Origin of the sequence: Spirillospora sp. NPDC048824, from assembly GCF_043198455.1 — a bacterium.
GTDB lineage: Bacteria > Actinomycetota > Actinomycetes > Streptosporangiales > Streptosporangiaceae > Spirillospora.
In genome coordinates this window covers 1-23,075 of the sequence record NZ_JBICUS010000009.1, presented here as the reverse complement: position 1 = coordinate 23,075, position 23,075 = coordinate 1, and the positions used below count along the sequence as shown (strand labels likewise).

Below are 23,075 nucleotides of genomic sequence, written 5' to 3'. Positions count from 1 at the left end.
GCCTCATGAGCTATCCACCGCAGGCGGATTCCCGGTACGGCATGGGGCGGGACACTGCCCAGTACGGTCTCCGCGACGACGTCCGGTACGGTCTGGGCGATGCGCACGGGACCGGCTTCCTGTCGCCTCCGCCCCCTCGTACGCGGCCGCATGACGATCCGTTCAGGCGGCCGGCGCCGGCCGACCCCTGGGCGCCGCCCGGCTACGACGAGCCGCGCCGCGACCGCAGGGGCGGTCCCGGCCGGGCGGTCGTCGCGGCCGTGCTCGCGGCGCTACTGGCCGGCGGCCTGGCCGGGGCCGTCGCCGGCCGGGTGACCGCCGGCGGCCCGCTCACGGGCCCGGCGCAGTCCACCGCCGGGCCGGTGAACGCCGGGTCCGGCGACCTCAGCGACGTGGCGGCGCGGGTGCAGGCGAGCGTGGTGTCGATCGAGGTGGAGGCGGGGAACGCGAGCGGCACCGGGTCCGGGTTCGTGATCGACCGGCAGGGGCACGTGCTGACCAACGCGCACGTCGTCGAGGACGGCGGCCGCGTCACCGTGGTGCTGGCCGACCGGCGCCGGGTCGCGGCGCGCGTGGTCGGCTCCGACAGCGCCCTCGACCTGGCCGTGGTCGCGATCCCCGCCGGGCGGGGCCCGGAGCCGCTGGCGTTCGGCCGCTTCTCGGACGTGCGGGTCGGCGACCCGGTCATCGCGCTCGGCTCCCCGCTGGGCCTGCAGGGCACCGTCACCGGCGGCATCGTCAGCGCGCTGAACCGCCAGGTGCGGCTGGGCGAGGGCCGCGGCGCGGGCACCGCCGTGCAGACCGACGCGTCCATCAACCCCGGCAACTCGGGCGGGCCGCTCGTCAACGCGCGCGGCGAGGTCATCGGCGTGAACACGGCGATCGCGACGCTGATGCGCGGCGGGGGCGGCGGTTCGATCGGCATCGGTTTCGCGATCCCCGCGGACCGGGCGCGGGAGGGGGCCCGGCGGCTCCTGCGCTGACTCGTCCGCCGGGTCAGAGGCCGAGGCGCCCGGCGTGACGTCCGAGGAAGGCGACGACCTCGTCCTCGGGCTTGTCCGGGAGGCCCCAGATGATCTCGGTGACGCCCGCCCGCTCCCAGGCCGCCATGTCCTCGGCCGACGGGCGCGCGGCGGCCAGGACGGAGATCTCCGGCCGTCCGGCGCGGCCCGCCTCCTCCCAGGCGGACTGGAGGGCGGTGGCCTTGGGCAGGATGTCCTGCTCGATGGGGGTGGTCATCCAGCCGTCGGCGTTGGCGGCGATCCACGCGAACGTCTTCGGGCCCCCGCCGGCGCCGATCAGCAGCGGGATGTGCGGCTGGGCCGGCTTGGGCCAGGCCCAGGACGGGCCGAAGGACACGAACTCACCGGCGTAGGACGCCTGCTCCTCCGTCCACAGCGCCCGCATCGCCTCCACGTACTCGCGCAGCACCGTGCGGCGCTTGCCGGCCGGGACGTGGTGGTCGGCGAGTTCGTCGGTGTTCCAGCCGAACCCGGCACCGATCGTGACGCGGCCGCCCGACAGGTGGTCGAGCGTGGCGATGGCCTTGGCGAGGGTGATCGGGTCCGACTCCACGGGGAGCGCCACGGCCGTCGCGAGCCGGATGGACGACGTGACGGTGGCCGCGGACGCCAGCGATACCCAGGGGTCCAGCGTGCGCATGTAGCGGTCATCCGGGAGGGATTCGTCGCCTGTACCGGGATGCGCGGCATCGCGCTTGACCGGGATGTGGGTGTGCTCAGGCACGTAGAACGCGTGGAACCCGTTCTCTTCTGCGGCCTTCGCGGCGGCGGCGGGCGTGATGCCCCTGTCACTGGTGAAGAGCACGATGCCATGGCGCATGGCCTCGATACTAGAACGTGTTCTAGGGGGCGGGCCAGGAGCCTCCCCGCGGACGGTGAACGCTCACCCGGGGGAGAACGAACGCACTCTTCGCGGCCAGTGGCGCCCGGCGTCCCGGCCTGCCAGTATTCTGGTTACTGGCTAGTCAACAATATGACTATCAAGGTGAGCGCATGCATCCGTTCCGAGCTGCCGCCGAGGCCGGCGAGCATGATGCGATCGAGGCCCTGCTGTCCGACGACGTCGTCTTCACCAGCCCGGTCGTCTTCAAGCCGTACTCAGGCAAGCCCGTCACGGCGGCGATCCTGCGCGCCGTCCTGCGGGTCTTCACCGACGTCCGCTATGTCCGGGAGATCAACGACGTGGACGGCCGCGACCACGCGCTGCTCTTCGAGGCCAGGGTCGGCGACCTGACGATCAGCGGCTGCGACTTCCTGAGGACGAACGACGACGGCCTGATCGAGGACCTGACGGTCATGGTCCGGCCGCTGTCGGCGGCCCGGGCACTGGCCGACGCCATGGCCGTGGAATTCGAGCAGGTCGAGCGCGAACTGGCGGCGGGCTGACCGCGATCGGCCATTTCCTGGCATTTACGGCGTTGATTTATGTTTCGGTTCGGTCAGTTGACATGTCCGAAACCGCGGGTACCTGGACCTTCCCTCCGCTCGTTCCCAGGTTCGGCGGAAGTCACCGAATCGCGTTCCAGGGAGTGTCATGACCACGAGTACGGAGCTGCCCGAAATCTTGTCGGACGATTTCGCGTCCGACCCCTTCAGCGGCTACGAGGTCCTGCGGGAGAAGGCTCCGCTTCACTGGCACGAGGGGATGCATGGACTTTTTCGAGTTTGATCATCCGTCAATTGACAGCCGTGCTCGCCGTGCCCGAACGACAGGTGGGCGCGGTTGCCGATGTCGCCGCGGTCCGCCGGCCGGACCTGCGGGTCGGTGTTGGCCGCGGCGAGCCCCATGACCAGCAGGTCGCCGGAGCGGATGTCGCGGCCGCCGAGCCGGCAGGCGTGCACGGCCCAGCGGCCGATGAAGTTCTGCGTCGGCGTGTCCTCCCAGAGCACCTGGGTGAGCGCCTGGTCGAGTCCCGGACGCGGGCGTCGCAGTCGATCAGCGGGACGCCCTCGTCGAGGGACAGCGCGTCCCGGACCCGGTCGAGCGCCGGCCGCCGGCCGTCGCCGAACCGGTTGACCGCCACGACGAACGGCATCGCGTGCGCCTCCAGGCGGTCGAGGCTGTAGAAGCAGTCCTCCAGCCGGCGCGTGTCCACCAGGACGATGGCGCCCAGGCTTCCGGAGAACAACTGGTCCCACAGGAACCAGAACCGTTCCTGGCCCGGCGCCCCGAACAGGTAGAGCACCTTCTGCTCGTCGAGGGAGATGCGGCCGAAGCGATCAGCCCGCCGGTCTGCGCACCGGCGTCCGGTTCGCGGCGTGCTCGGACTGCATGCCGGACACCGGCTCGTCCTCGGCGACGATCAGCGCCACCAGGTCGAGCGTGTCGTCGGCGGCCTCGCTGCGGCCGCCCCCGGTCACGGTGTAGAGCCGGTCGGGGTCCTCCCGGCCGAGAGGGCGGGAGTTCATGCGCTGACGTCGTGCTCGGATCTGCGGGGTGCGGCCGTGAGATAGCCGCCGATCTGCTCGACCAGCTCGTTCATGGAGTGCCCCACCAGGCCGACGTCGGCGATGTCGTCGGCGACGACGGCGAGGTGGGCGCCCTCGCCCGCCGGCACGATGAGCAGCACGCCGCCGGGGAACTCCACCATCGACTGGCCCGTGCCCAGGGCGTCGCCGAACTCGCCGGAGGCGCTCAGCGAGTGGATGCCGGACGCGACGGCGGCGAGCTGGTCGGCCCTGTCCTCGTCGAGCCCGGCGGTGTAGCAGATCTTGAGGCCGTCCCTGGACAGCACCAGAACGTGCCGGACACCCGGCGCGGTCCACGAGGCCCGCGAGTAGCCAATCGAGATCACGCTGATCGGTGCTCATCGGTTTCCGGGGCGGCCGGTGGCCCGGACGCCCCTCCTCCCATCTGTGATTCCTGCTGGTTGTCGATCCCGCGGGGTCCGTGCACTGTCAGCCGGTGTCGCCGGGCCCGGTCTCCCCGGTCGCGGTCTCCCGGGTCGCGGTCCGCTCCGTCCCGGTGTCCTCCGGTCCGGGCGCGGACACGGGGGATGCCCTGCCGCGGACCGGCGGAACGCGGCGAACCGGCTCCCGGTGTCACGGGGGAGGCGGTCCCGAGCCGCGGGCGGCCCGGCGGGCGCGTTCGCGAGGGCGGCGCCGCGGTTGCGTTTGGGCAGGACGAGATCGTCGGACTCCGCGTCGTCCGGCGGGGCCACCGCCGCCGCCTGCCGTGGCGCCACCGGGCGGCGCGCGGCGGGGACGGCGACGGCCGGGCCGCGTGTGGCCCCGTCCGTCGGGGGCGTGCCCGGGGTCGGGCTGCGGGGAGTAGATCACGAGCTTGGCGGGGATCAGCACGATCACGCCGATGCCGCCGCGCGAGGACGGCCGGAAGCTGACCCGCAGATCGTGCTTGCGGGCGAGCCGGCGCGATCCACCGGTTCCCGTGCCCGGCGCCCGGCGCGGACGGGGTCGTGGGAGGTCGCGCCGCATCTTAGGCAGCTTATTGATTGCCGTCGCGACAGTGCCTAGATTGGCATCGTCCAAGTCCCGCCCGCAAGAGGAGCAAGCCTTGTCCGTGCGAACCAAGCCACCGTTTCGGGCCGACCATGTCGGCAGTCTCCTGCGTCCGGCCGAGCTTCTGGCGGCGCGGGAGGATCATGCGCAGGGCCGCATCGACGCCGCCCGGCTCGCCGAGATCGAGGACGCCGCCATCCGCGACGTGGTGCGGATGCAGGGCGAGGCCGGGCTGCGGTCGGCCACCGACGGGGAGTTCCGCCGCACCTCGTGGCACATGGACTTCATCTACCAGCTCGGCGGGATCAGCCCGGCGGACGAGAAGATCAAGGTCCAGTTCCACAGCGACGCCGGGGACATCGAGTTCACCACGGCGGCGCTGAGCGTGCACGACAAGGTCCGGCTGGAGCACACGATCTTCGCGGACCACTTCTCGTACCTGCAGAGCGTCGCCGGGGACGGGGTGACGCCGAAGCTGACCATCCCGTCGCCGAACATGGTCCACTACCGGGGCGGACCGGCGTCGATCGACCCGAAGGTCTACCCGGACATCGAGGAGTTCTGGGACGACCTGGCCGCCGCCTACGCCGAGCAGGTGCGCCGGCTGGGCGACCTGGGCTGCCGGTACCTGCAGCTCGACGACACCAGCCTCGCCTACCTCAACGACCCGGCGCAGCGGGCCATGATCTCCGAGCGCGGGGACGACGCCGAGCACCTGCACCTGCGCTACATCCGGCAGATCAACGCGGCGCTGGCCGGGCGGCCCGAGAGCATGAACGTCACCACCCACATGTGCCGGGGCAACTTCCGGTCGTCCTGGACGGCCGAGGGCGGCTACGACTTCGTGGCCGAGGCCCTGTTCGGCGAGCTGAACGTGGACGGGTTCTTCCTGGAGTTCGACGATGAGCGGTCGGGCGGGTTCGAGCCGCTCCGGTTCGTCCCCCCGGGCAAGATGGTCGTGCTGGGCCTGGTCACGACCAAGCGCGGCGAACTGGAGTCCAAGGACGACCTGAAGCGCCGCATCGACGAGGCGGCGCGGCACGTCCCGCTGGAGCAGCTCTGCCTGTCGCCGCAGTGCGGGTTCTCCTCCACGGTCGAGGGCAACGTGCTGACCGCCGAGCAGCAGGCGGCGAAGCTCCGCCTCATCGCCGAGACCGCCGAGGACGTCTGGGGCTGAGCACACTCCGGTGGACCATTCCGGATAGGCCATTCCGGTCGGCCACTCCCCCGGTCGACCTTCCCCCGCGGGCCACTCCCGGGCCGACACGCCGGCCGGCACGACGCGCCGGCCGGCGTTTCCCGTTGCGGACGGACCACCGCACGCCGGCCATCCGGTTAACGGCGGGTGAAGTTCTCCTCTCCATGACCGAACGTGATCGCGGACGCGCAGTAGGCTCGCCGCGGACGGGTGCAGGTCAGGAGAGGAACCGGGTCATTGAGCGGGATCAACGTCGGGCAGGCCATCGTTCTCGGCATCGTGGAGGGCCTGACCGAGTTCCTCCCGGTGTCCTCGACCGGCCATCTGAAGATCACCGAGGGCCTGATGGGCATCCCGGTGGAGGACCGCGCGGTGATCGGGTTCACCGCCGTCATCCAGACCGGGGCGATCGCGGCGGTGCTGGTGTACTTCTTCTCCGACATCGTCCGCATCGTCAAGGCCTGGGGACGCGGCGTCGTCGACAAGGACGAGCGGTACCACCACGACTACAAGTTCGGCTGGTGGGTCATCTACGCCACGATCCCCGTCGTCGCCGTCGGTGTCGCCGCCGACGACCTCATCCACGGCCCGCTCGCCTCGCTGTGGGTGGTCGCGGGGTCGCTGATCGGCGGCAGCGTCGTGATGTGGCTCGCCGACCGGTACGGCAGGCACAAGCGCGGTGAGGACGACACGTCTCTCACCGACGCGATGCTGATCGGCGGCTCGCAGATCCTCGCGATGCTGTTCCCCGGCTTCTCCCGCTCGGGGGCGACCATCTCCACCGGCCTCCTGCTGGGCCTGGACCGCGTCGCCGCGACGAGGCTGTCGTTCTTCATGGGTATCCCGGCGCTGACCGGCGCCGGGATCTACGAGCTGCCCACCGCGCTGACGTCGGGTGCGGGCGCCCTCCCGCTGATCGTCGGAACCGCCGTGTCGTTCATCGTCGCCTACGCGTCCATCGCCTGGCTTCTCAAGTTCGTCGCCGGCCACAGCTTCACGTCGTTCGTGATCTACCGGATCGTCATCGGGCTGCTCCTGTTCGGTCTCCTCGGCGCGGGGACGCTGAACGCCTGAGCTCCGTGGCCGTGGCGGTGAGGGCCGGGACGGGTCTCGCCCGGCATGCCACCGGCCCCGTGACCTCCCCTCCGAGGGCACGGAGCCGGTGACGCAGACCCGCGGATCTGGAGAACCGGGTCAGCGGGTGTGGGTCGAAGCGCTGCGGTAGTCGGTGTAGGTGTAGGGGTTGTCGAGAACCTTCGTCTCGGGGACGTCCGGGTTCATGCCGGCCGCCCATTCCTCGTCCCCCATCGACGAGCGCAGGTACTCGACCGTCGACTCGACCTCGCGGCGCGCTGCGGCGAGGTCGGCGTCCACCAGGCGGTGCTCGTGCTTGACGACGCGCCCGTCCACGACCACGGTGTGGACGTCGCCGCGCTGCGCCTGGAACGCGACGTGCCCGTAGGGGTTGAGGACGGGGAACGAAACCGGCGAGTGGTCGTTCTTGATCAGGACGACGTCGGCCTTCTTGCCGGGTTCGAGGCTGCCGAGGTCGTCGCGGCCGATCGTCCGGGCGCCGCCGCGCGTGGCCCACTCGACGACCTGGTCGGCGCGCAGGTTGCAGTGCGTGACGGTCTCGCCCTTGTTGTGCGCCTCCAGGTGCATGCGGCAGCGGTCGGCGCCGAGCGTGGTCCGCATGGCGGAGAACAGGTCGCCGCTCCACCAGACGCTCGTGTCCATCGACAGCGACACCGGGATGTCGTGGGCGCGCAGGACCCAGGTGGGCGGGTAGCCCTGCCCGGCGCTCTGCTCGCTCTCGGTGGAGACCGAGATGGATCCGCCGGTGGCGGCGATGCGGTGGTAGGAGTCGGCGGATAGGGACGCGGCGTGCACGTACACCGTCTCGGGCGTCATGAACCCGTGGTCGTGCATGAGCTTGATGCCGTCGTCGCTGGTCGCGCCCCACACGCCGGCGTGGGTGGTGACGGGGACGCCCAGGTCGCGGGCGACCTCGAAGGCGGGCTTCTCCGGGAAGGACGGGTCGCCGGTCACGTCGAACGCGATCTGGAAGCCGAGCAGGTCGCCGCCGATGAGCCTGCCGGCGAAGTCGCGGAACTCCGGCGTCCCGGTCCATTCGGCGGGCGGCGCCTGGATGTTGCCGTAGGCGAGGACGAAGCGTCCGGGGACCGAGCGCAGCGCGTCCACCGCGGCGTCGGCGTGGTCGAGGGTCTGCAGGCCGTGGGACCAGTCGACGACGGTGGTGACGCCGGCGTCGACGGCCTCCAGCGCGGCGAGCACGTTGCCCGCGTGGACGTCGTCGGGGCGGAACCGCTTTCCGTGCTCCAGGTAGTACCAGACGAAGTACTGCGTCAGCGTCCAGTCCGCGCCGTAGCCGCGCATGGCGGTCTGCCACATGTGCCGGTGGGTGTCGATCATCCCGGGCATGACGATGCCGTCGGTCGCGTCGATCTCGGCGGTCCCCTCCGGTACCCGGAGGTCCGGACCCACCGCGGTGATCTTGTCTCCGGTGATGAGGACGTCGGCACGGTGGAGGACCTCGCGCCCGTCGGTCATCGGCAGGACCGTGCCGCCGCGCAGCACCACGGGGCGGCCCGGCTCGAACTCGCTCGTCGTGTTCGGCATCGCTTGCACTCCTCGTCCTCGGGACGCTCTACCGCCGAGCAGGCACGGACTCATGTCCGCTCTACGGTCAGACCTGCATGTGGCCACTCTTCCCATCGGTAGTCAAAGTGTCAACCACTTGACCAGGTCCGATATCGACGTGGCAGAATCGAAATGGCGGACGAGCGTCCGCCCAACGGACGTGGTGGACGGCCGATGGACGACCGATGGACGAGCAAGGGAGCCGGATGACGGACGACACCGCGCGCGAAGGGCCGGGCGGCCCCCTGGCGGGGGTTCTGGTGGCGGACTTCTCCCGGGTCCTGGCCGGGCCCTACGCGACGATGCTGCTGGCCGACCTGGGCGCCGAAGTGATCAAGGTGGAGGGCCCGAAGGGCGACGACACCCGGTCCTGGACACCGCCCGCGCGCGGCGACGTGTCGACCTACTACCTCGGCATCAACCGGGGCAAGCGCTCGATCGCCCTCGACCTGCGGGACGAGGAGGACGCCGCGGCCGGCCGGGAGCTGGCCCGCCGCGCCGACGTGCTGATCGAGAACTTCAAACCGGGCGGGCTCGCCAGGTTCGGCCTCGACTACGACACGGTCCGCGCCGCCAACCCCGGCGTCGTCTACAGCTCGATCACCGGTTTCGGGGCGGGGGCGGGACGCGACGTCCCCGGCTACGACCTGATGGTGCAGGCGATCTCCGGGCTGATGAGCCTGACCGGCGACCCGGACGGCCCGCCCTACCGGGCCGGGATCTCGGTGTTCGACGTGATGGCGGGCAACCACGCCGCGATCGGAATCCTGGCGGCACTGCGGCACCGCGACGCGACGGGCGAGGGCCAGCACGTCGAGGTGAACCTGCTGTCGTCGGCGCTGACGGGCCTGGTCAACCACAGCTCCGCCTACGTCGCCGGCGACACCGTCCCCTACCGGATGGGCAACGCCCACCCGAGCGTGTTCCCGTACGAGCCGCTGCCGACCGCCGACAACGATCTCATCGTCACGGCCGCCAACGACCGCCAGTTCCGCAAGCTGTGCGAGGTCCTCGGAATCCCGGACGTCCCGGACGACCCGCGGTTCGCGGCCAACGCCGACCGGACGGCCAACCGCGCGGAGCTGCGCCCGATCCTGGTGGAGCGGCTGGCGCGGCGCGGCGCCGTCGAATGGTTCGAGCTGCTGGTGGAGGCCGGGGTGCCGAGCGGGCCGATCAACACGATCGACGGCGGGTTCGCGATGGCCGAGCGCTTCGAACTGGACCCGGTCGTCGTGGTCGGCGAGGGCGATGACGCCGTCCCGACGACCCGGCACCCCATACGCTTCTCCCGGACGCCCGTGACGTACCGGCTGCCGCCGCCCAGGCTGGACGAGCACGGCGCCGACCTGCGCAAGTGGCTGGCCGAGCCGCAGGAGGACGAGCCCCGGGAGGACGGCCGTGGCTGAGCCGACGGATCCGAAGCCGCCGCGCGAACCCGGGTATCCGACCGCGCTGGGCGCGTCCAGCCGCGAGACGATCACGCTGCTGGGGCACGATCTCGCGAAGGACGTGATGGGCGAGGTCGGGTTCGGCGAGCTGGCGTTCTGGCTCGCGACGCAGCGGCGGCCCGAGCCGGGCGAGACGCGCGTGTTCGAGGCCGTCCTCGCCGCGCTCGCCGACCACGGCTTCACCCCGACCGCGATCGTCACCCGGCTGACGTACCTGTCGGCGCCCGACTCGGTGCAGGGCGCCCTCGCCGCCGGGCTGCTCGGCGGCGGCTCCCGCTTCCTGGGCGTCACCGAGGACACGGGCCGCTTCCTGCACGACGTCCTGACCTCGGCCGGCGGGGATCCGCCGTCCGGCCTGCCGGTGGACGACGAGGGGTGGGACGCGCTGGCGCTGCGGACCGTCCAGGCGGAACGCGAGGCGAAGCGGTTCGTCCCCGGCCTCGGCCATCACGTGCACAAGGACGGCGACCCGCGCACTCCCCGGCTGATGCAGATCGCCGCCGAGGAGGGCCTGTTCGGGCCGCACCTGTCGCTGTTCGCCGCGATCGGCCGCGTCCACCCCGAGGTGCTGGGCAGGACGCTGCCGCTGAACGGCGCCGGGGTGTGCGGCGCCGCGCTCGCCGATCTCGGGCTGCCGCTGGAACTGCTGCGCGGGTTCGCGCTGCTCGCCCGCACCGCCGGGCTGATCGGGCAGCTCGCCGAGGAGCTGCGCCACCCCGTCGGCAACGAGATCTTCCTTTCAGTGGACCTCAGCAACCGCTCCGTCGCCCCCGACCCCTACTCCCCCGGAGACCGTCATGGCTGAACTGGTCGCTGTGATCGCTTCGACCCATCATCCCTTCTACCACCGCGCGAGCACGGCGACCGGCGCGGACCGTCCCGACTTCGCGGACGAGTGGGTCCGCAAGGTCGAGGCGTTCCGCGAGACGCTGACCAGGGCCCGGCCGGACGTCCTGGTGATGGTCGGCTCCGACCACTTCCACCAGCTGTGGCTGGACAACATGCCGCAGTTCCTCATCGGCAAGGCGCCCTTCTACGACGCGAACTGGTACAACGAGGAACGCGAGTTCGGGCTCCCCAGGATGCTGATGAAGGGGCAGGAGGACCTGTCGGCGTACATGCTGCGCGAGGGCCTGGACGCGGGCTTCGACCTGGCGTTCTCCAATGAGCTGCGCATCGACCACTCGATCACGTGCCCGATCATCACGCTGCGCCCGCAGAACGACCTGCCGATCGTCCCCGTCTACACCAACATCTTCGCGCCGCCGCTGCCGCGGCCGAAGCGGTTCGTGCAGCTGGGGAAGACGATCCGGGAGCTGGTCGAGTCGTGGCCGGGGAACCGGCGGGTCGCGGTCATCGGCACCGGGCACCTGTCGCTGGAGCTCGGCGGCCCGCGCCAGTTCGGCCCGCACGGCCCCGACCCGGAGTTCGACGCGAAGGCCGTGGAGTGGATCTCGTCCGGCGACATCGAGGGCTGCCTGTCGGAGGTGACGCTCGACAGCCTGCACGCGCCCGGCAACGCCACCCACGGCTTCATGGACTTCATGCTGATGATGGGCGTCGCCGGCGAGGGCCGCAAGGCCGACTACGTCGACACCTACGACCTGTTCCACACGATGGAGGCCTACTTCACCTGGTATCCCGATACCTCCAGCCTTCAGTCCCGAGAGGAACACGGACACCGGCATGAATGACCCGGCGCAACCGAAAACGTCAGAGAACGACGTTGCCCGCCACGCCATCCCAGCTCACGTAACGGCTGCCGCACCCGGCACGACCGGGACCACAACGCGGCCAAGAACATCCTTGCGGCTGGTCGAGCCGTAGCCGAGGGCGACCCCGGCGAGGTCTGTGGAGCTGATGTCAGACGGCAAGGGCCCTCCCTTCCGCAATCGGCCGCGAAGCAGAAACACCCACGGCGCGAGCCGTAGGAATCCCTCCCGTCAGGGAGGAGAGGAAGTCAACTGGTATCCGAACGGAGCGGGCGAGTGAGCAAGTACCTGCTGAACAAGTTCCTCTACACCGTCGACCGCGACCCGGCGCTCGTCGAGCGCTACCGGGAGGAGCCGGAGGCGACCGTGGCGTGGTGGGAGAGGGAGCAGGCCAACCGCATCATCAACTGCCACGGCGGCGAGTCGAGCACGTGGCTGCGCTTCGACGACGCCGAGCGGGACGCCCTCACCGGGCACGACTACCCGAAACTGTTCGAGCTGGGCGCACACCCGTTCCTGACGCTGACGCTGTTCATCGCGATGTTCGAGCGCGACCACGACGAGCCGCTCGGGTTTCAGCTGGAGTACGCGCGGAAGCTCTCGCACATGACGCTTCCCTACCCCGACATCGCGACCTGACCGTGCGCGCCGCGGAGATTCGCGAGTGCGGCCGCCCGCCGGTGGTGGCGGAGCGGAAGGCACCGGTTCCCGGGGACGGCGAGGTGCTGGTGGACGTCCTCGCCGCGCCGATCACGCCGCTCGACCTGCTCTGCGCGACCGGGACGTCCTACTTCGGGAAGCCGGCGACGCCGTACGTGCCGGGCGTCCAGGGCGTGGGAACCGCGGGCGGGCGGACGGTCTGGTTCCCGACCCCGGCCGGGATGGCGCCGGGCGACGGGAGCATGGCCGAGGCCGCCACCGTCGCGGAGGCGGCGCTCGTCGAGCTGCCGGGCGGCGTCGACCCGGCCGGGCTGGCCGCGCTCGGGCTGTCGGCGGTCGCCGCGCACATGGCGCTGACCTGGCGCGGCGAGCTGACCGCCGGGGAGCAGGTCATCGTGCTCGGCGCGGGCGGCGTGGTCGGCCAGGCCGCCGTCCGGCTCGCCCGGACGGCGGGCGCGCGGCGGATCATCGCGGGGGCGCGGTCACCGGCCGCGATGGAGCGGGCGGAACAGGCCGGGGCGGACGCGGTCGTCGCGCTCGACACCGGCGACGTCGCCGAACTGGCCCGCCGGTTCACCGGCGCCGCCGACGGTCCCGTCGACCTCGTGCTCGACCCGCTGTTCGGCGCCCCCGCGGCGGCCGCGGCGCGGGCGCTGCGCCCCGGCGGGCGGCTGGTCAACCTGGGGAGCTCGGCGGGCGAGACCTGCCCGATCGAGTCGTCCACCATCCGCGGGAGGTCGCTGCGGCTGCTCGGCTTCACCAACAACGAACTGACCGCGGAGCAGCGCGCGGAGGCGATCACGTTCGTCGCCGGGGAGGCCGCCGCGGGGAGGCTGGCCGTCGCGCACGAGACCGTCCCGCTGGACGGCGCGGCGGAGGCGTGGCGGCGTCAGGGCGAGGGGACGGCGGCGGGACGGATCGTCCTCACCCCGCAACCGGCCGGGTGACCTGCGGGACGGTCTCCAGCCGCGCGAAGTCGGCGCTGATCTCCCCCGCCGTGTGCAGCAGCAGCGGCAGGTGCTCCTCCAGAAGCCGCTCGACGGGCGTCTCGGCGGCGTGGGTGTTGACGTTGATGCCCGCGATGACCCGGCCGGAGCCGTCGCGCAGCGGCGCCGCCACCGAGCGGATGCCGCGCGCGAGCTGCTCGTCGGTCATCGCCCACCCGCGCGCCCGGACCTCGCGCAGCTCGGCGTCGCGCTCCCGCTTGGACAGGTGGACGCGCGGCTCCAGGCCGGAGCGGGTCGGCTCGGCGAGGATCCGGTCGACCTCCGCCGGGTCGAGCGAGGCGAGCTGGACCTTGCCGAGCGACGTCTGCAGGGCAGGGAACCGCGTCCCGATCTGCACCGCCAGCGCGACGATCTTCGGGACGGCGACGCGGGCGACGTACACGATGTCGGACCCGTCGAGCTGCGCGATCGAGCACGACTCGTTCGTCCGCTCGGACAGGCGCTCCATGTGCGGGCGCGCCACGTCCCACAGCCCCATCGACCGGACGTAGGACACGCCGAGGTCGAGGACGCGCGGGGTGAGGGCGTATCCTCCGTCGCCGGCGCGCACGTAGCCGAGTTCGCCGAGGGTCAGCAGGATGCGGCGGGCGGTCGGCCGGGCGAGGCCGGTGGCCTCGGCGACCTGCGCCAGCGACATCACGGGGCGCCGCGCCTCGAAGGCGGTGATGACGTCGAGGCCGCGGGCCAGCGCCTCGATGAAGTCCGGTCCGGTGCCTTCCCGTGGCATCGATGATCCCCTCGCCGTCCTGCACGCCGACCGCCCGCGCCCGTCAACTGTCCATCGTACGGACAACTGACCGGCCCGTGGGCGGCGGCACCCGCGTCAGGGATGAAAGCGGAAGTCAGGGATAGAAGCGGAAGACCGGCTGGAGGACGCAGGCCGGCTTGTCCCCGTTCTCGATCTCGACCACGAGGTCCGGGGTGACCTGGACGCCACCGGCGACCTCGGTCACGTCCGCGAGCGTCCCGGACACCCGGATGCGCGCACCGGCCGGGACGGGTGCCGGGAACCGGACCTTGTTCAGGCCGTAGTTCACCTTGGTCGTGACGCCGGTGACGTCCAGCAGCTCCGTCCACAGCGGGATGACCAGCGACAGCGTCAGGTATCCGTGCGCGATCGGGCCGCCGAACGGGCCGTCCTTCGCACGTTCGGGGTCGACGTGGATCCACTGGTGGTCGTCGGTGGCGTCGGCGAAGGTGTTGATGCGGGCCTGGTCCACCTCCAGCCACCGGCTGGAGCCGAGCGAGCCGCCCGCCAGGCTCTTCAGGTCCTCGAAAGCGACCGTCGTGCTCATGTGATCTCCTTGTCCGCCAGGCGCAGGGCCCGGACGGCGTTGTCCTTGAGGATCTTGGGCCGGACGTGCGGCTTGATCTCCAGCTTGTCGAAGTCGGCCCGCCACCGGTCCGGGGTGATGACCGGGTAGTCGGAGCCGAACAGCACCTTGTCCTGAAGAAGGCTGTTGGCGTACCGGACGAGCTGCGGCGGGAAGTACTTCGGCGACCAGCCGGACAGGTCGATGTAGACGTTCGGCTTGTGCGTGGCGACGGCGAGCGCCTCGTCCTGCCACGGGAACGACGGGTGCGCCAGGATGATCGTCAGGTCGGGGAGGTCGACGGCGACGTCGTCCAGCAGCATCGGATTCGACAGGCCGAGGCGGATGCCCCCGCCGCCCGGCATGCCCGCGCCGATGCCCGTCTGCCCGGTGTGGAACAGGGCCGGGACGCCGTGCTCGGCGGCGACCTCCAGCAGCGGATACGCGCTGCGGTCGTTGGGAGCGAAGTCCTGCAGGGACGGATGGAACTTGATCCCGCGGACGCCGCGTTCCTCGATGAGGCGGCGGAACGCACGCGCGCCGGCGCGTCCCTTGGCCGGGTCGACGCTGGCGAACGGGATGAGGACGTCGGGGTGCTCGGCGGCGGCGTCCGCGATCTCCTCGTTCGACAGCGCCGGGTGGCCGGTGGCGTTCTCGATGTCGACGGTGAACACGACGGCCGCCGTGCGCCGCTCGCGGTAGTAGGCCGCGATCTCGTGGATGTCGGGCGTGTGGTGCCCGCCGCCGAAGTACTTCGCGGAGGCTTCGAGGTACTCCTCCGGCAGCGACAGGTGGCCGTGCTGGTCGGTCTCGACGTGGACGTGCACGTCGATGGCCTCCAGTGCGTCCAGGTCGAGGCGGGTCACCGGGACGGCTCCGGTTCCGGCGCCTCGGGGAGGTTCTCCCCCACGCTCTGCTCGTGCTCGGCGAAGATCGTCGGCCAGGCGGCGGCGATGTCGCCGGCGCCCCAGCCGCCGTCCCGGTAGGCGGCGACGGCCTGGGTGGGGTGCGTCCACAGCGACAGCCGGTCGCCGCCGACGCCGACGGCCTGCCCGGTGATGCCGGACGCGGCGTCGGAGGCGAGGAACGCGACGAGCCCGGCGGCGTCCTCCGGGGTGCCGAAGGCCAGGGCGCGGCGGGCGAACGGCGGCATCTCCCGTCCCTGCCGCATCTCCTCCACGAACGGGGCGAGCGCGGGGATCGTCTCGGTCATCGCGGTCGCGGCGACGGGGACGATGGCGTTCACGGTGACCTTCGCGCGGGCCAACTCCATCGCCCAGGTGCGGACGAACCCGATGATCCCGGCCTTGGCCGCCGAGTAGTTCGTCTGGCCGAAGTTGCCGCGCTGCCCGGCCGGGGAGCCGACCAGGATGAGCCGGCCGCCCTCGCCCTGCTCGCGGAACCGCACCGCCGCCGCGCGGGCGCAGGTGAACGTTCCTTTGAGGTGGACCTGGACGACGGTGTCGAAGTCGTCGTCGGTCATCTTCCACAGGACCTTGTCGCGCAGGACGCCGGCGTTGGTCACCATCACGTCGAGCCGCCCGAACTCGTCCACGGCCCGTCCGACCAGGCCGTCGGCGGCCTCGGACGTGCCGATGGCGGCGACGTGCGCGACGGCCCGCCCTCCCGAGTCGTTGATCTGCTTGGACGCGGCCTCGGCCGTGGCCGCGTCCGCGTCGTTGACCACGACGGCCGCGCCCGCGCGGGCGAGCTCACCGGCGTAGGCGAGGCCGAGACCCCGCCCGCCGCCGGTGACCACCGCCACCTTCCCGTTCAGCTCCATTGCCACCCTTCCTGGTCCGGCCTTGCTTGTCCGGCGTTGCTGGTCCGGTCGTCCCCCTGTGGCCTAGAAATTAGATTCAAAGTTGTCGTGCGTCAAGAATTAATCGAATAACCTGGGTCACAGCGGCATCGCGCGGGGTCATGGTGTGATGGCTGGCGGCGCGCCCGCGCGGGGCCCGGACCACCGGGAACACGGCACCACCGGGAACACGGCCCCACTGGGAACGCGCGACCATGAGAACGACGAGAGGACGGGCATGACCGCCGAGCAGGACGCGTCTCAGAACCCGCGGCCGCGGCCGCGCGCTCCGCAGCAGCTGCTCTTCGGCTTCCTCGGCTCGGTCGTCCTCGACCGCGGCTATCCGCCGATCAGCTCCCGGGTCTTCCTCCACCTGCTCGACGATCTCGGGGTCGCGGAGGCGGCGGGACGCGCCACGCTCGCCCGGATGACGCGCAAAGGCCTGCTCACCCGGGTCCGGGAGGGACGCACCGCCCGGTTCTTCCTCAGCCCGTGGGCGGAGGACCTGCTCCGCGAGGCCAAACCGCGGGTCGACTCCCCGACGCCGTTCACCCACCCGAACGGCGAATGGACGCTGCTCAGCTACTCCATGCCGGAGAGCCGCCGCGACCTGCGCCACCAGATCCGCGCCCGGCTGATCTGGGCCGGCTTCGGCGGCCTGCGCGACGGGCTGTGGATCGCGCCGGGCCGCGTCGACATCGCCGCCGTCTTCGAAGGCCCCGAGTTCGCCGGGCTGGCGGACCTGGCCGACGCGTTCTACTCGGTGCCGGTGGAGGGCACCGACGTGCCGAAGCTCCTGCACCGGGCGTGGGACGTCGACGCCATCCGCGCCGAGCACGAGTCGTTCCTCGCCACCTGGACGCCGGACCGCCGTGAGGCGGGCCGTCCCCTGACCCGCCTCACCCTCCTCGGCGCCGACTGGCTGCAGCTGCTGCGCACCGACCCCGGCCTGCCCGCCGAACACCTCCCGGACGACTGGCCCGCCGCGAGGTCCACCGCCCTGTACCGGGAACGGTTCGACACGCTCGAACCGGACGCGACCGACCAGCTGCGCAAGCTCCTGGACGCCGACGCCGGCCGCCGCTGACCGGGCGCCGTCCCGGCCCGGCGCCGCGCGGGCTGAACCCGGGCGGCGGCGAGGACGTACTTCTGGCGACGGGCACCAACCGGCCCCCGGACCCCGGACCTCGGGCCCCGGGCCCCGGGCCCCACCGACGAAACGGTCGGACGCCGCCCCCCGGCCGAGCGGACGTCCCCGCACGCGAGGAGCACCTTTCGTGTCATCGGACTCGATCGATCCGAGCATGCTGCGCAAGAACGCGCACAGCCCGTCCTTCTTCGCCCTCCAGCGGGCCTCGTCGGGACGGCAGGACCTGGTCGACTTCTGCATCCCCTGCAACCCGTACTTCCCGACGCCCGGCATGTTCTCCCAGCTCGCGGGCGCGATGGAGCAGATCCTGAAGTACTACCCGAGCGACGCCGACACGATCACCGCCGAGCTGTGCGCGGTGCTGGGGCACAACCCGCAGACGGTGGTGATGGGCAACGGGTCGACGGAGCTGATCACCTGGATCGACCATCTGCTGGTCCGCGAGAGCCTCGCCACGCCGATCCCGACGTTCGGGCGCTGGACGGACCAGCCCCTGGAGACCGGCAAGCGCGTCGACATGTTCCAGCTCCACGAGATGCGCGGCTTCGAGTTCGACGTCGACGCGTTCGTGCACTTCGTCCGCACGCGCGGGTCTCGGGTCGCCGTCATCTGCAACCCCAACAACCCCGACGGCGGCTACGTCCCGCGCCGCGAGGTCGTCCGGCTGCTGGACCTGCTGATCGACCTGGACCTGGTCGTGGTGGACGAGTCGTTCCTCGACTTCGTGGACGCCGAGCCGCACACCAGCGTCGCCGACGAGGCCCGCATCCGGCCCAACGCGATCGTCCTGAAGAGCCTCGGCAAGAACTTCGGCCTTCACGGCATCAGGTTCGGCTACATGGTCGCGAACCCGGCGCTGGCGCAGATGGTGCGGTCGGCGCTGCCGAAATGGAACCTCAACTCCTTCGCCGAGGTCGTGGTGTTCCTGCTCCGCGAGCACGGCGCGGAGTACCGGGAGAGCCTGCGGCTGCTGGCGCGCGACCGGATGCTGATGGCCCAGCAGCTCGCGGCGCTGCCGGGGCTGAAGGTCTTCCCGTCCCAGGGCAACTTCATCATGGTCAAACTGCCGGACGGCAGGGACGGCGTCGCGCTGCGCGACCACCTCATCTCCCACCACGGCGTGTTCGTCCGCGAGTGCGGCAACAAGCTGGGCTCGACGAGCCGGTTCGTGCGGCTGGTCGTCCGGCCGCAGCAGGACGTGCAGCGGCTGCTGATCGGCCTCGGCTCCTACCTCTACGGCGCCGCCTCGGAGGCACCGCCCGACAACGTCGTGTCGCCCGGGCACGGCTGGGGCGAGACCGCGCGGCCGGGCGGCGAGCCGGACCTGCCGGGCGCGGGCCGCTTCGCCGAACCGCCGCACCCGGAGCCCGTCCCTCATGAGGATTTCCGGGCCGCCATTTAAGGAATGGCCGAAAAGCAGAAAACGAGTAAGTCGGCCCGATGATCTAGCCGGAGGCACCGGCCGCGTCCTAGGTTGGCAGCGTTGCCATTCGCACGCACCCGTTCACGACGCGTCTCGACGCGACCTCCGGAGAGGATCCAATGGAGAATCCGCACGTCATCGACCCCACCGGCGGCGACGTCCAGGGGGAGGCCGCGAAACTGCGGGAAAGGGGCACGGTGACGCCCGTGGAACTCCCCGGCGGCGTGGCCGCGTGGGCGGTGACCGGCCAGGAAGAGCTCAAGCAACTGCTCGCCGATCCGATGGTGTCGAAGAACCCGAACCTGCACTGGACCAAATGGATCGACGGCGAGATACCGCCGGACTGGCCGCTTTCGCTGTGGGTGTCGGTGCAGAACATGTTCACCGCCTACGGCGACGACCACCGCCGGCTGCGCACCATCATCTCCCGGGCGTTCACCCCGCGGCGCACCGAGGCCCTCAGGCCCGACGTCGAGCAGATCACCCGCGACCTCGCCGACCGGCTGGCCGCGTCCCCCGGCGGACGCGCCGACCTGCGCGAGGAGTTCGCCTACCCGCTGCCGATCGAGGTGATCTGCCGGCTGTTCGGCCTCCCGGACGAGACGCGCCCGAGCCTGCGCCGCTGCGTCGACGGCATCTTCAACACGGCGCTGACGGCCGAGGAGTCCCTCGCCAACCAGCGGGAGATGTACGGCATCCTGCAGGACTTCGTCGAGTACCGGCGCCGCGAGCCCGCCGACGACCTGGCCGGCGTGCTGATCTCCACGCGGGACGACGAGGGTTCGCGGCTCAGCGAGGCGGAACTCGTCGACACGCTGATCCTGATGATCTCCGCCGGCCACGAGACCACGGTGAACCTGCTCGACCAGGCGATTTTGGCACTGCTCACGCACCCCGGGCAGTACGCCCGGGTCCGGTCCGGCGAGGTGCCGTGGGACGAGGTGATCGAGGAGACCCTGCGCTGGCAGGCGCCCGTCGCGAACCTGCCGCTGCGCTACGCCGTGGACGACATCGACGTCGGCGGCGTGACGATCCGCAAGGGCGAGGCGATCCTCGCGGCGTACGCGGCTGCGGGACGCGACCGCGCCCTGCACGGCGCGGACGCCGACCTGTTCGACATCGACCGCGCCGACAAGGAGCATGTTTCGTTCGGCTACGGCGTGCACTTCTGCGTCGGGAAGCATCTCGCGCGGATGGAGGCCGAGATCTCCCTTCCCGCGCTATTCGGCCGCTTCCCCGATATGTCCCTCGCCGTCGATCCGGCCGAACTGCGTCCGGTGGAGTCGTTCATCTCCAACGGTCACCGGGAACTGCCCGTCAACCTGAACTCCTGAGCCCGGCGCCATCGTCCCGTCGATTCTTCCGTTTCCCCGGCCGATCCGCTGGAAAAGCCGGGGAAACGGCGGGCGAATAGGGCGCCGCAGGGCTTTCGTTCGCCGCTCCGGATTCATGCGGAACCGTGGATCCGGAGTGGCACGCGGGATTCACGTGCCCTGGCGGGCTTCAGGTGGCACGGCGGGCGCGGGCCCGGCGCTTGCCCTCGTGCATCGCCTGGACCCGGGCGATCGGGATGGTGTGGCCCTCCTCGATCAGATCGGACGGCAGCCGCTGCGGGGGCGGCATCGGATCGGTCCAGGGATCGCGGTCGGCCACGAGGGCGGCGGCGTTCCGGATGGTGAAGTCGGCCGGGGCGACCCGGTCGAGGTCGTCCCACGGGACGGGGAACGAGACGGGCGTGCCGGGACGGATTCGCGGGCTGTAGGCGGCGACGACGGTCGCGCCGCCGGCGCGGGTGGAGTCGAGGAAGACCTTGCCGCCGCGGTCCTCGCGGATGAAGGCCGTCGTGGCGAGCGCCGGGTCGAGGCGTTCGGCCCGGGCGGCGAGGGCGCGGGTGGCGGCGGCCACGTCGTCGGCGGGCGCCTCCCCGTCCAGGGGCACGAACACGTGGACGCCCTTCGCGCCGCTGGTCTTGACCGCGCCCGCGAGGCCGCAGTCCTCCAAGGCCCGGCGCACGAGGTGCGCGGCGCCGACGACGGGGCCGAACGCGTCCGACTCGGGCGGGTCGAGGTCCATGACGAGGTGGGTGGGCCTGTCCGGGGCGTCCTGGCGGAAGAGGGGCGGGTGGTATTCGACGGCGCGCTGGTTGGCGAACCACAGCAGGGTGCGGCGGTCGTCGCACAGCGCGTAGGACACCTCGCGCTGCGACGTCTCCGCCCACACCTTCACCGTCCGCACCCAGGACGGCGTGTACTTGGGAGTGTTCTTCTGCATGAAGGGTTTCTGGCCGCGCAGCACGCGCTTGACCGACAGCGGACGGCCGGCGAGCTGCGGGATGATCCGGCCGGCGACGGCGTCCAGATAGTCGACCAGGTCGCGCTTGGTCGCGTCCGCCCCCTCGAACAGGGGGTGGTCGAGGTTCGTCAGCCGGACCCCGTCGCGTTCCTCATCGGCGCTCACATGCCCAGCTTCGCACGCGGCACCGACAACCCGGCGTCGCCGTAGATCTTTCGACCCGGCAGAGGCGTTCAGGGCGAAGGAGCCGGTCAGCGGGGGCGCCAGGGGGACTCCGGGGAGGTGGGGCGCGCATCGGCCGCCACCTGGAGGGCGTAGGTGGGGGACGCGGCGCCGTCGAGCGGGCCGAGGTAGGCGTGGCCGGTCAGGTGGCACCAGGCGGGAAGGTCGATGGGGGCGGCCGGGTCACTGGCGATCAGGTGGACGACGGTGCCGGGGGCGAGGCCCGCGATATGGCCGCGCAGTTCCAGGAGGAGGCGCACGCAGGAGCGGTCGCCGCCGTCGATGACCACTGGGTCCGAGCCCATACCCTCTCCCCCGGTTCCGCTGCCCGCGAAGCTAGCAGGCCACAGGGTGAAATATAGAGGTTTGCCCTGACCATGACGGCGGCCACACCCCGGACGGCACGGGTCTGCTCGGCCACGTCCGCCGCGGTAGGCGCGGGCGGCTCCCGTAGGAGGACAAATCAGGATCAATCCACGATGAACGGGATCGTCGCCGATATGGGTGATCGCCGCCCTAGACTTGACCATTTCTTTCAGGTTCCGTCCAGCTTTGGGGCTTACAGTCGCAGTGAAGTACCCCCCGTTGTCATCCAGGTGAGGGAACCGACTTTGGGGCAAACCATGGATCTCGGTGTGGCGCGAGTGGAGATCACGCAGACCTGCGGAACGCTGACGTTCCCGGACGAGGTGGACCTGAGCAACGGCGAGGCGATTTTCGAGCAGGCCGAGAGGCTCCTCGACTCCGGCACGCCGGCCCTGATCCTCGATCTGTCCCCCTGCACGTTCTGCGACTCCAACGGACTGAACGTGATCACCCGCTCCCAGATGCGGGCGAGTGAGCTGGGCGTGCCGATGTGGGTGGTGCTGCCGCCGCGCGGCATCGTCCGCCGGGTCTCGGACGTGGCGGGCCTGCAGCGCCGGGTCGCCATCGCGCCGGACGTGGCGACCGCCCGCAAGGCCCTGGCGTCGGCCGCCGCGCACCGCTGAGCGTCACCGCTCCAGGACGCGGCCGATCCACTCGTCGGAGACGCCGAGCAGCAGGTGCCCCGCGCCGAGGATGCCGGCGTCGCGGCCCGCGCGGGACGTGGCGATCTCCAGATTGCGGGTGGCGAGCGGCAGGCAGCGCTCGTAGATGACGCCCCTGATCGTCGCGACGAGGGGCTCGGCGCCCGACAGGCCGCCGCCGATGACCAGCGCGTCGGGGTTGAAGATGTTCACGAGTGCGGTGAGCACGTCCCCGATCAGGCGGCCGGCGCCCCCTCTTCGGCCTCACCCTGACCGGCCTCGCACGGGCCGCGCGGTCTCTCGTCCTGTCCCGGGACGCCCGCCCGGCCGTGCACCGCAACCCGTACCCGTCCATGGGCGGTGAGCTGCGGCAGCCGGAGTACCGGCGGCTCGTCACGACCACCGCCGGCATCACCTCGGTGATCCGCGCGGCAGCTAGCCGGCCGTGAGCGGGGATCGGCGAATCCCGGCACATGATCTCTTTGCATGATCTTGTCGTGGCGGTGATGGCGGGAAGTTGCGGACGGGGCATGGATGCCTAGGACCAATGCCCACGGACATCGCGGCGATCGGGAGCGGCACGTGCAGGTGAAGCTGGAGGCAGAGCTCGGCCGCATTCCGATTCTGGACGTGGCGCCGGTGGTGGGGTGCGGCCGGTGGCCGGCCAAGGCGGTGGTGGGTGAGACGGTCGAGGTGTCGG

At 71.5% G+C, this 23,075-nt stretch carries 25 protein-coding genes and 2 pseudogenes; 14 read left to right on the top strand and 13 right to left on the bottom strand.

What is annotated here, in order from left to right:
* Positions 1–5: 5 nt before the first annotated feature.
* Positions 6–983 carry a S1C family serine protease gene (locus tag ACGFIS_RS19305; protein ID WP_392971937.1) on the top strand — a complete coding sequence of 326 codons (978 nt, stop codon included), beginning with the start codon at positions 6–8 and terminating at the stop codon, positions 981–983.
* A gap of 13 nt (positions 984–996) precedes the next feature.
* Here ACGFIS_RS19305 and ACGFIS_RS19300 read toward each other — a convergent pair whose 3' ends face one another.
* Complete coding sequence (locus tag ACGFIS_RS19300) at positions 997–1,842, bottom strand: LLM class F420-dependent oxidoreductase (protein WP_392971935.1); 846 nt, start codon at positions 1,840–1,842, stop codon at positions 997–999.
* Positions 1,843–2,015: 173 nt separating this feature from the next.
* On the opposite strand from ACGFIS_RS19300, the gene ACGFIS_RS19295 reads away from it, so the two are divergent.
* Positions 2,016–2,408, top strand: coding sequence for a nuclear transport factor 2 family protein (locus ACGFIS_RS19295; RefSeq protein WP_392908206.1), 393 nt, complete (start codon positions 2,016–2,018; stop codon positions 2,406–2,408).
* 243 nt (positions 2,409–2,651) lie between these two features.
* Here the strand turns inward: ACGFIS_RS19295 and ACGFIS_RS19290 are convergent, their stop codons facing one another.
* The 4 genes and pseudogenes from ACGFIS_RS19290 to ACGFIS_RS19275 all read right to left on the bottom strand — a co-directional run bounded on the left by ACGFIS_RS19290 (position 2,652) and on the right by ACGFIS_RS19275 (position 3,833).
* A complete protein-coding gene (locus tag ACGFIS_RS19290; RefSeq protein WP_392908208.1) occupies positions 2,652–2,912 on the bottom strand; it encodes a hypothetical protein in 261 nt (86 codons plus the stop codon).
* Between the two features lie 11 nt (positions 2,913–2,923).
* Positions 2,924–3,238: pseudogene (locus tag ACGFIS_RS19285) on the bottom strand (ATP/GTP-binding protein); the annotation flags it as partial.
* 4 nt (positions 3,239–3,242) lie between these two features.
* A complete protein-coding gene (locus ACGFIS_RS19280; RefSeq protein ID WP_392908210.1) occupies positions 3,243–3,431 on the bottom strand; it encodes a hypothetical protein in 189 nt (62 codons plus the stop codon).
* Positions 3,428–3,833 (bottom strand): annotated as a pseudogene (locus tag ACGFIS_RS19275) (roadblock/LC7 domain-containing protein). Before ACGFIS_RS19275 ends, ACGFIS_RS19280 begins: the two are co-directional and overlap by 4 nt.
* Before the next feature lie 709 nt (positions 3,834–4,542).
* Between ACGFIS_RS19275 and ACGFIS_RS19270 the strand changes: the two are divergent.
* Together ACGFIS_RS19270 and ACGFIS_RS19265 are read left to right on the top strand one after the other, a co-directional pair.
* The gene (locus ACGFIS_RS19270; RefSeq protein ID WP_392908215.1) at positions 4,543–5,658 is read left to right on the top strand and encodes a 5-methyltetrahydropteroyltriglutamate--homocysteine S-methyltransferase; all 1,116 of its coding nucleotides are present in this window, start codon (positions 4,543–4,545) and stop codon (positions 5,656–5,658) included.
* Positions 5,659–5,916: 258 nt separating this feature from the next.
* Positions 5,917–6,753, top strand: coding sequence for an undecaprenyl-diphosphate phosphatase (locus tag ACGFIS_RS19265; RefSeq protein WP_392908217.1), 837 nt, complete (start codon positions 5,917–5,919; stop codon positions 6,751–6,753).
* 120 nt (positions 6,754–6,873) lie between these two features.
* Here the strand turns inward: ACGFIS_RS19265 and ACGFIS_RS19260 are convergent, their stop codons facing one another.
* Entirely contained in the window at positions 6,874–8,319 is a 1,446-nt protein-coding gene (locus ACGFIS_RS19260; RefSeq protein WP_392908219.1) for an amidohydrolase family protein, read from the bottom strand.
* Positions 8,320–8,546: 227 nt separating this feature from the next.
* On the opposite strand from ACGFIS_RS19260, the gene ACGFIS_RS19255 reads away from it, so the two are divergent.
* From ACGFIS_RS19255 to ACGFIS_RS19235, 5 genes are all read left to right on the top strand, one after another.
* A complete protein-coding gene (locus ACGFIS_RS19255) occupies positions 8,547–9,746 on the top strand; it encodes a CaiB/BaiF CoA transferase family protein (protein ID WP_392971933.1) in 1,200 nt (399 codons plus the stop codon).
* The gene (locus ACGFIS_RS19250) at positions 9,739–10,593 is read left to right on the top strand and encodes a citryl-CoA lyase (RefSeq protein ID WP_392908225.1); all 855 of its coding nucleotides are present in this window, start codon (positions 9,739–9,741) and stop codon (positions 10,591–10,593) included. The genes ACGFIS_RS19255 and ACGFIS_RS19250 overlap by 8 nt, the downstream gene beginning before the upstream one ends.
* Positions 10,586–11,482 carry an extradiol ring-cleavage dioxygenase gene (locus tag ACGFIS_RS19245; RefSeq protein WP_392908227.1) on the top strand — a complete coding sequence of 299 codons (897 nt, stop codon included), beginning with the start codon at positions 10,586–10,588 and terminating at the stop codon, positions 11,480–11,482. The genes ACGFIS_RS19250 and ACGFIS_RS19245 overlap by 8 nt, the downstream gene beginning before the upstream one ends.
* 294 nt (positions 11,483–11,776) lie before the next feature.
* Positions 11,777–12,139 carry a hypothetical protein gene (locus tag ACGFIS_RS19240; RefSeq protein ID WP_392971931.1) on the top strand — a complete coding sequence of 121 codons (363 nt, stop codon included), beginning with the start codon at positions 11,777–11,779 and terminating at the stop codon, positions 12,137–12,139.
* A gap of 2 nt (positions 12,140–12,141) precedes the next feature.
* The gene (locus ACGFIS_RS19235; RefSeq protein WP_392908233.1) at positions 12,142–13,107 is read left to right on the top strand and encodes a zinc-binding alcohol dehydrogenase family protein; all 966 of its coding nucleotides are present in this window, start codon (positions 12,142–12,144) and stop codon (positions 13,105–13,107) included.
* Here the strand turns inward: ACGFIS_RS19235 and ACGFIS_RS19230 are convergent.
* The 4 genes from ACGFIS_RS19230 to ACGFIS_RS19215 form a co-directional block, all read right to left on the bottom strand.
* Positions 13,085–13,894 (bottom strand): IclR family transcriptional regulator C-terminal domain-containing protein, encoded by an 810-nt coding sequence (locus tag ACGFIS_RS19230; RefSeq protein WP_392908235.1) that lies wholly within the window; start codon positions 13,892–13,894, stop codon positions 13,085–13,087. The genes ACGFIS_RS19235 and ACGFIS_RS19230 overlap by 23 nt on opposite strands.
* A 115-nt stretch (positions 13,895–14,009) precedes the next feature.
* Positions 14,010–14,462, bottom strand: a complete 453-nt coding sequence (locus ACGFIS_RS19225) for a MaoC family dehydratase (RefSeq protein ID WP_392908238.1) — start codon at positions 14,460–14,462, stop codon at positions 14,010–14,012.
* Positions 14,459–15,346: an amidohydrolase family protein gene (locus tag ACGFIS_RS19220; RefSeq protein WP_392908241.1), complete on the bottom strand. Its 888-nt coding sequence runs from the start codon at positions 15,344–15,346 to the stop codon at positions 14,459–14,461. Before ACGFIS_RS19220 ends, ACGFIS_RS19225 begins: the two co-directional genes overlap by 4 nt.
* The gene (locus tag ACGFIS_RS19215; RefSeq protein WP_392908244.1) at positions 15,343–16,263 is read right to left on the bottom strand and encodes an SDR family NAD(P)-dependent oxidoreductase; all 921 of its coding nucleotides are present in this window, start codon (positions 16,261–16,263) and stop codon (positions 15,343–15,345) included. Before ACGFIS_RS19215 ends, ACGFIS_RS19220 begins: the two co-directional genes overlap by 4 nt.
* A gap of 256 nt (positions 16,264–16,519) precedes the next feature.
* On the opposite strand from ACGFIS_RS19215, the gene ACGFIS_RS19210 reads away from it, so the two are divergent.
* The 3 genes from ACGFIS_RS19210 (at position 16,520) to ACGFIS_RS19200 (ending at position 20,188) form a co-directional block, all read left to right on the top strand.
* Positions 16,520–17,368, top strand: coding sequence for a PaaX family transcriptional regulator C-terminal domain-containing protein (locus tag ACGFIS_RS19210; protein ID WP_392908247.1), 849 nt, complete (start codon positions 16,520–16,522; stop codon positions 17,366–17,368).
* 190 nt (positions 17,369–17,558) lie between these two features.
* Positions 17,559–18,833: a pyridoxal phosphate-dependent aminotransferase gene (locus ACGFIS_RS19205; protein ID WP_392908251.1), complete on the top strand. Its 1,275-nt coding sequence runs from the start codon at positions 17,559–17,561 to the stop codon at positions 18,831–18,833.
* A gap of 140 nt (positions 18,834–18,973) precedes the next feature.
* On the top strand, positions 18,974–20,188 hold the full coding sequence (locus tag ACGFIS_RS19200) for a cytochrome P450 (RefSeq protein ID WP_392908254.1): 1,215 nt from the start codon (positions 18,974–18,976) through the stop codon (positions 20,186–20,188).
* A gap of 169 nt (positions 20,189–20,357) precedes the next feature.
* Here the strand turns inward: ACGFIS_RS19200 and ligD are convergent, their stop codons facing one another.
* Both ligD and ACGFIS_RS19190 read right to left on the bottom strand, forming a co-directional pair.
* A complete protein-coding gene (gene ligD / locus ACGFIS_RS19195; RefSeq protein WP_392908256.1) occupies positions 20,358–21,311 on the bottom strand; it encodes a non-homologous end-joining DNA ligase in 954 nt (317 codons plus the stop codon).
* 86 nt (positions 21,312–21,397) lie between these two features.
* On the bottom strand, positions 21,398–21,673 hold the full coding sequence (locus ACGFIS_RS19190; RefSeq protein WP_392908258.1) for a sulfurtransferase TusA family protein: 276 nt from the start codon (positions 21,671–21,673) through the stop codon (positions 21,398–21,400).
* 330 nt (positions 21,674–22,003) lie between these two features.
* On the opposite strand from ACGFIS_RS19190, the gene ACGFIS_RS19185 reads away from it, so the two are divergent.
* The gene (locus ACGFIS_RS19185; protein WP_392971929.1) at positions 22,004–22,357 is read left to right on the top strand and encodes an STAS domain-containing protein; all 354 of its coding nucleotides are present in this window, start codon (positions 22,004–22,006) and stop codon (positions 22,355–22,357) included.
* Between the two features lie 3 nt (positions 22,358–22,360).
* On the opposite strand, the gene ACGFIS_RS19180 is transcribed toward ACGFIS_RS19185, so the two are convergent.
* Positions 22,361–22,612 (bottom strand): ROK family protein, encoded by a 252-nt coding sequence (locus ACGFIS_RS19180; protein WP_392972141.1) that lies wholly within the window; start codon positions 22,610–22,612, stop codon positions 22,361–22,363.
* A gap of 297 nt (positions 22,613–22,909) precedes the next feature.
* Here ACGFIS_RS19180 and ACGFIS_RS19175 point away from each other — a divergent pair.
* Positions 22,910–23,075, top strand: a 166-nt coding sequence (locus ACGFIS_RS19175; RefSeq protein WP_392908278.1) for a maltotransferase domain-containing protein, incomplete at its 3' end; no start/stop codon positions are given.

What these genes read in the sequence shown, in the direction of transcription:
- ACGFIS_RS19305 (WP_392971937.1), top strand. Translation starts at nt 6, where the DNA reads ATGAGCTATCCACCGCAGGCGGATTCCCGGTACGGCATGGGGCGGGAC.
- ACGFIS_RS19300 (WP_392971935.1), bottom strand. Translation starts at nt 1,842, where the DNA reads ATGCGCCATGGCATCGTGCTCTTCACCAGTGACAGGGGCATCACGCCC.
- ACGFIS_RS19295 (WP_392908206.1), top strand. Translation starts at nt 2,016, where the DNA reads ATGCATCCGTTCCGAGCTGCCGCCGAGGCCGGCGAGCATGATGCGATC.
- ACGFIS_RS19280 (WP_392908210.1), bottom strand. Translation starts at nt 3,431, where the DNA reads ATGAACTCCCGCCCTCTCGGCCGGGAGGACCCCGACCGGCTCTACACC.
- ACGFIS_RS19260 (WP_392908219.1), bottom strand. Translation starts at nt 8,319, where the DNA reads ATGCCGAACACGACGAGCGAGTTCGAGCCGGGCCGCCCCGTGGTGCTG.
- ACGFIS_RS19255 (WP_392971933.1), top strand. Translation starts at nt 8,547, where the DNA reads ATGACGGACGACACCGCGCGCGAAGGGCCGGGCGGCCCCCTGGCGGGG.
- ACGFIS_RS19245 (WP_392908227.1), top strand. Translation starts at nt 10,586, where the DNA reads ATGGCTGAACTGGTCGCTGTGATCGCTTCGACCCATCATCCCTTCTAC.
- ACGFIS_RS19230 (WP_392908235.1), bottom strand. Translation starts at nt 13,894, where the DNA reads ATGCCACGGGAAGGCACCGGACCGGACTTCATCGAGGCGCTGGCCCGC.
- ACGFIS_RS19225 (WP_392908238.1), bottom strand. Translation starts at nt 14,462, where the DNA reads ATGAGCACGACGGTCGCTTTCGAGGACCTGAAGAGCCTGGCGGGCGGC.
- ACGFIS_RS19215 (WP_392908244.1), bottom strand. Translation starts at nt 16,263, where the DNA reads ATGGAGCTGAACGGGAAGGTGGCGGTGGTCACCGGCGGCGGGCGGGGT.
- ACGFIS_RS19210 (WP_392908247.1), top strand. Translation starts at nt 16,520, where the DNA reads ATGACCGCCGAGCAGGACGCGTCTCAGAACCCGCGGCCGCGGCCGCGC.
- ACGFIS_RS19200 (WP_392908254.1), top strand. Translation starts at nt 18,974, where the DNA reads ATGGAGAATCCGCACGTCATCGACCCCACCGGCGGCGACGTCCAGGGG.
- ACGFIS_RS19190 (WP_392908258.1), bottom strand. Translation starts at nt 21,673, where the DNA reads ATGGGCTCGGACCCAGTGGTCATCGACGGCGGCGACCGCTCCTGCGTG.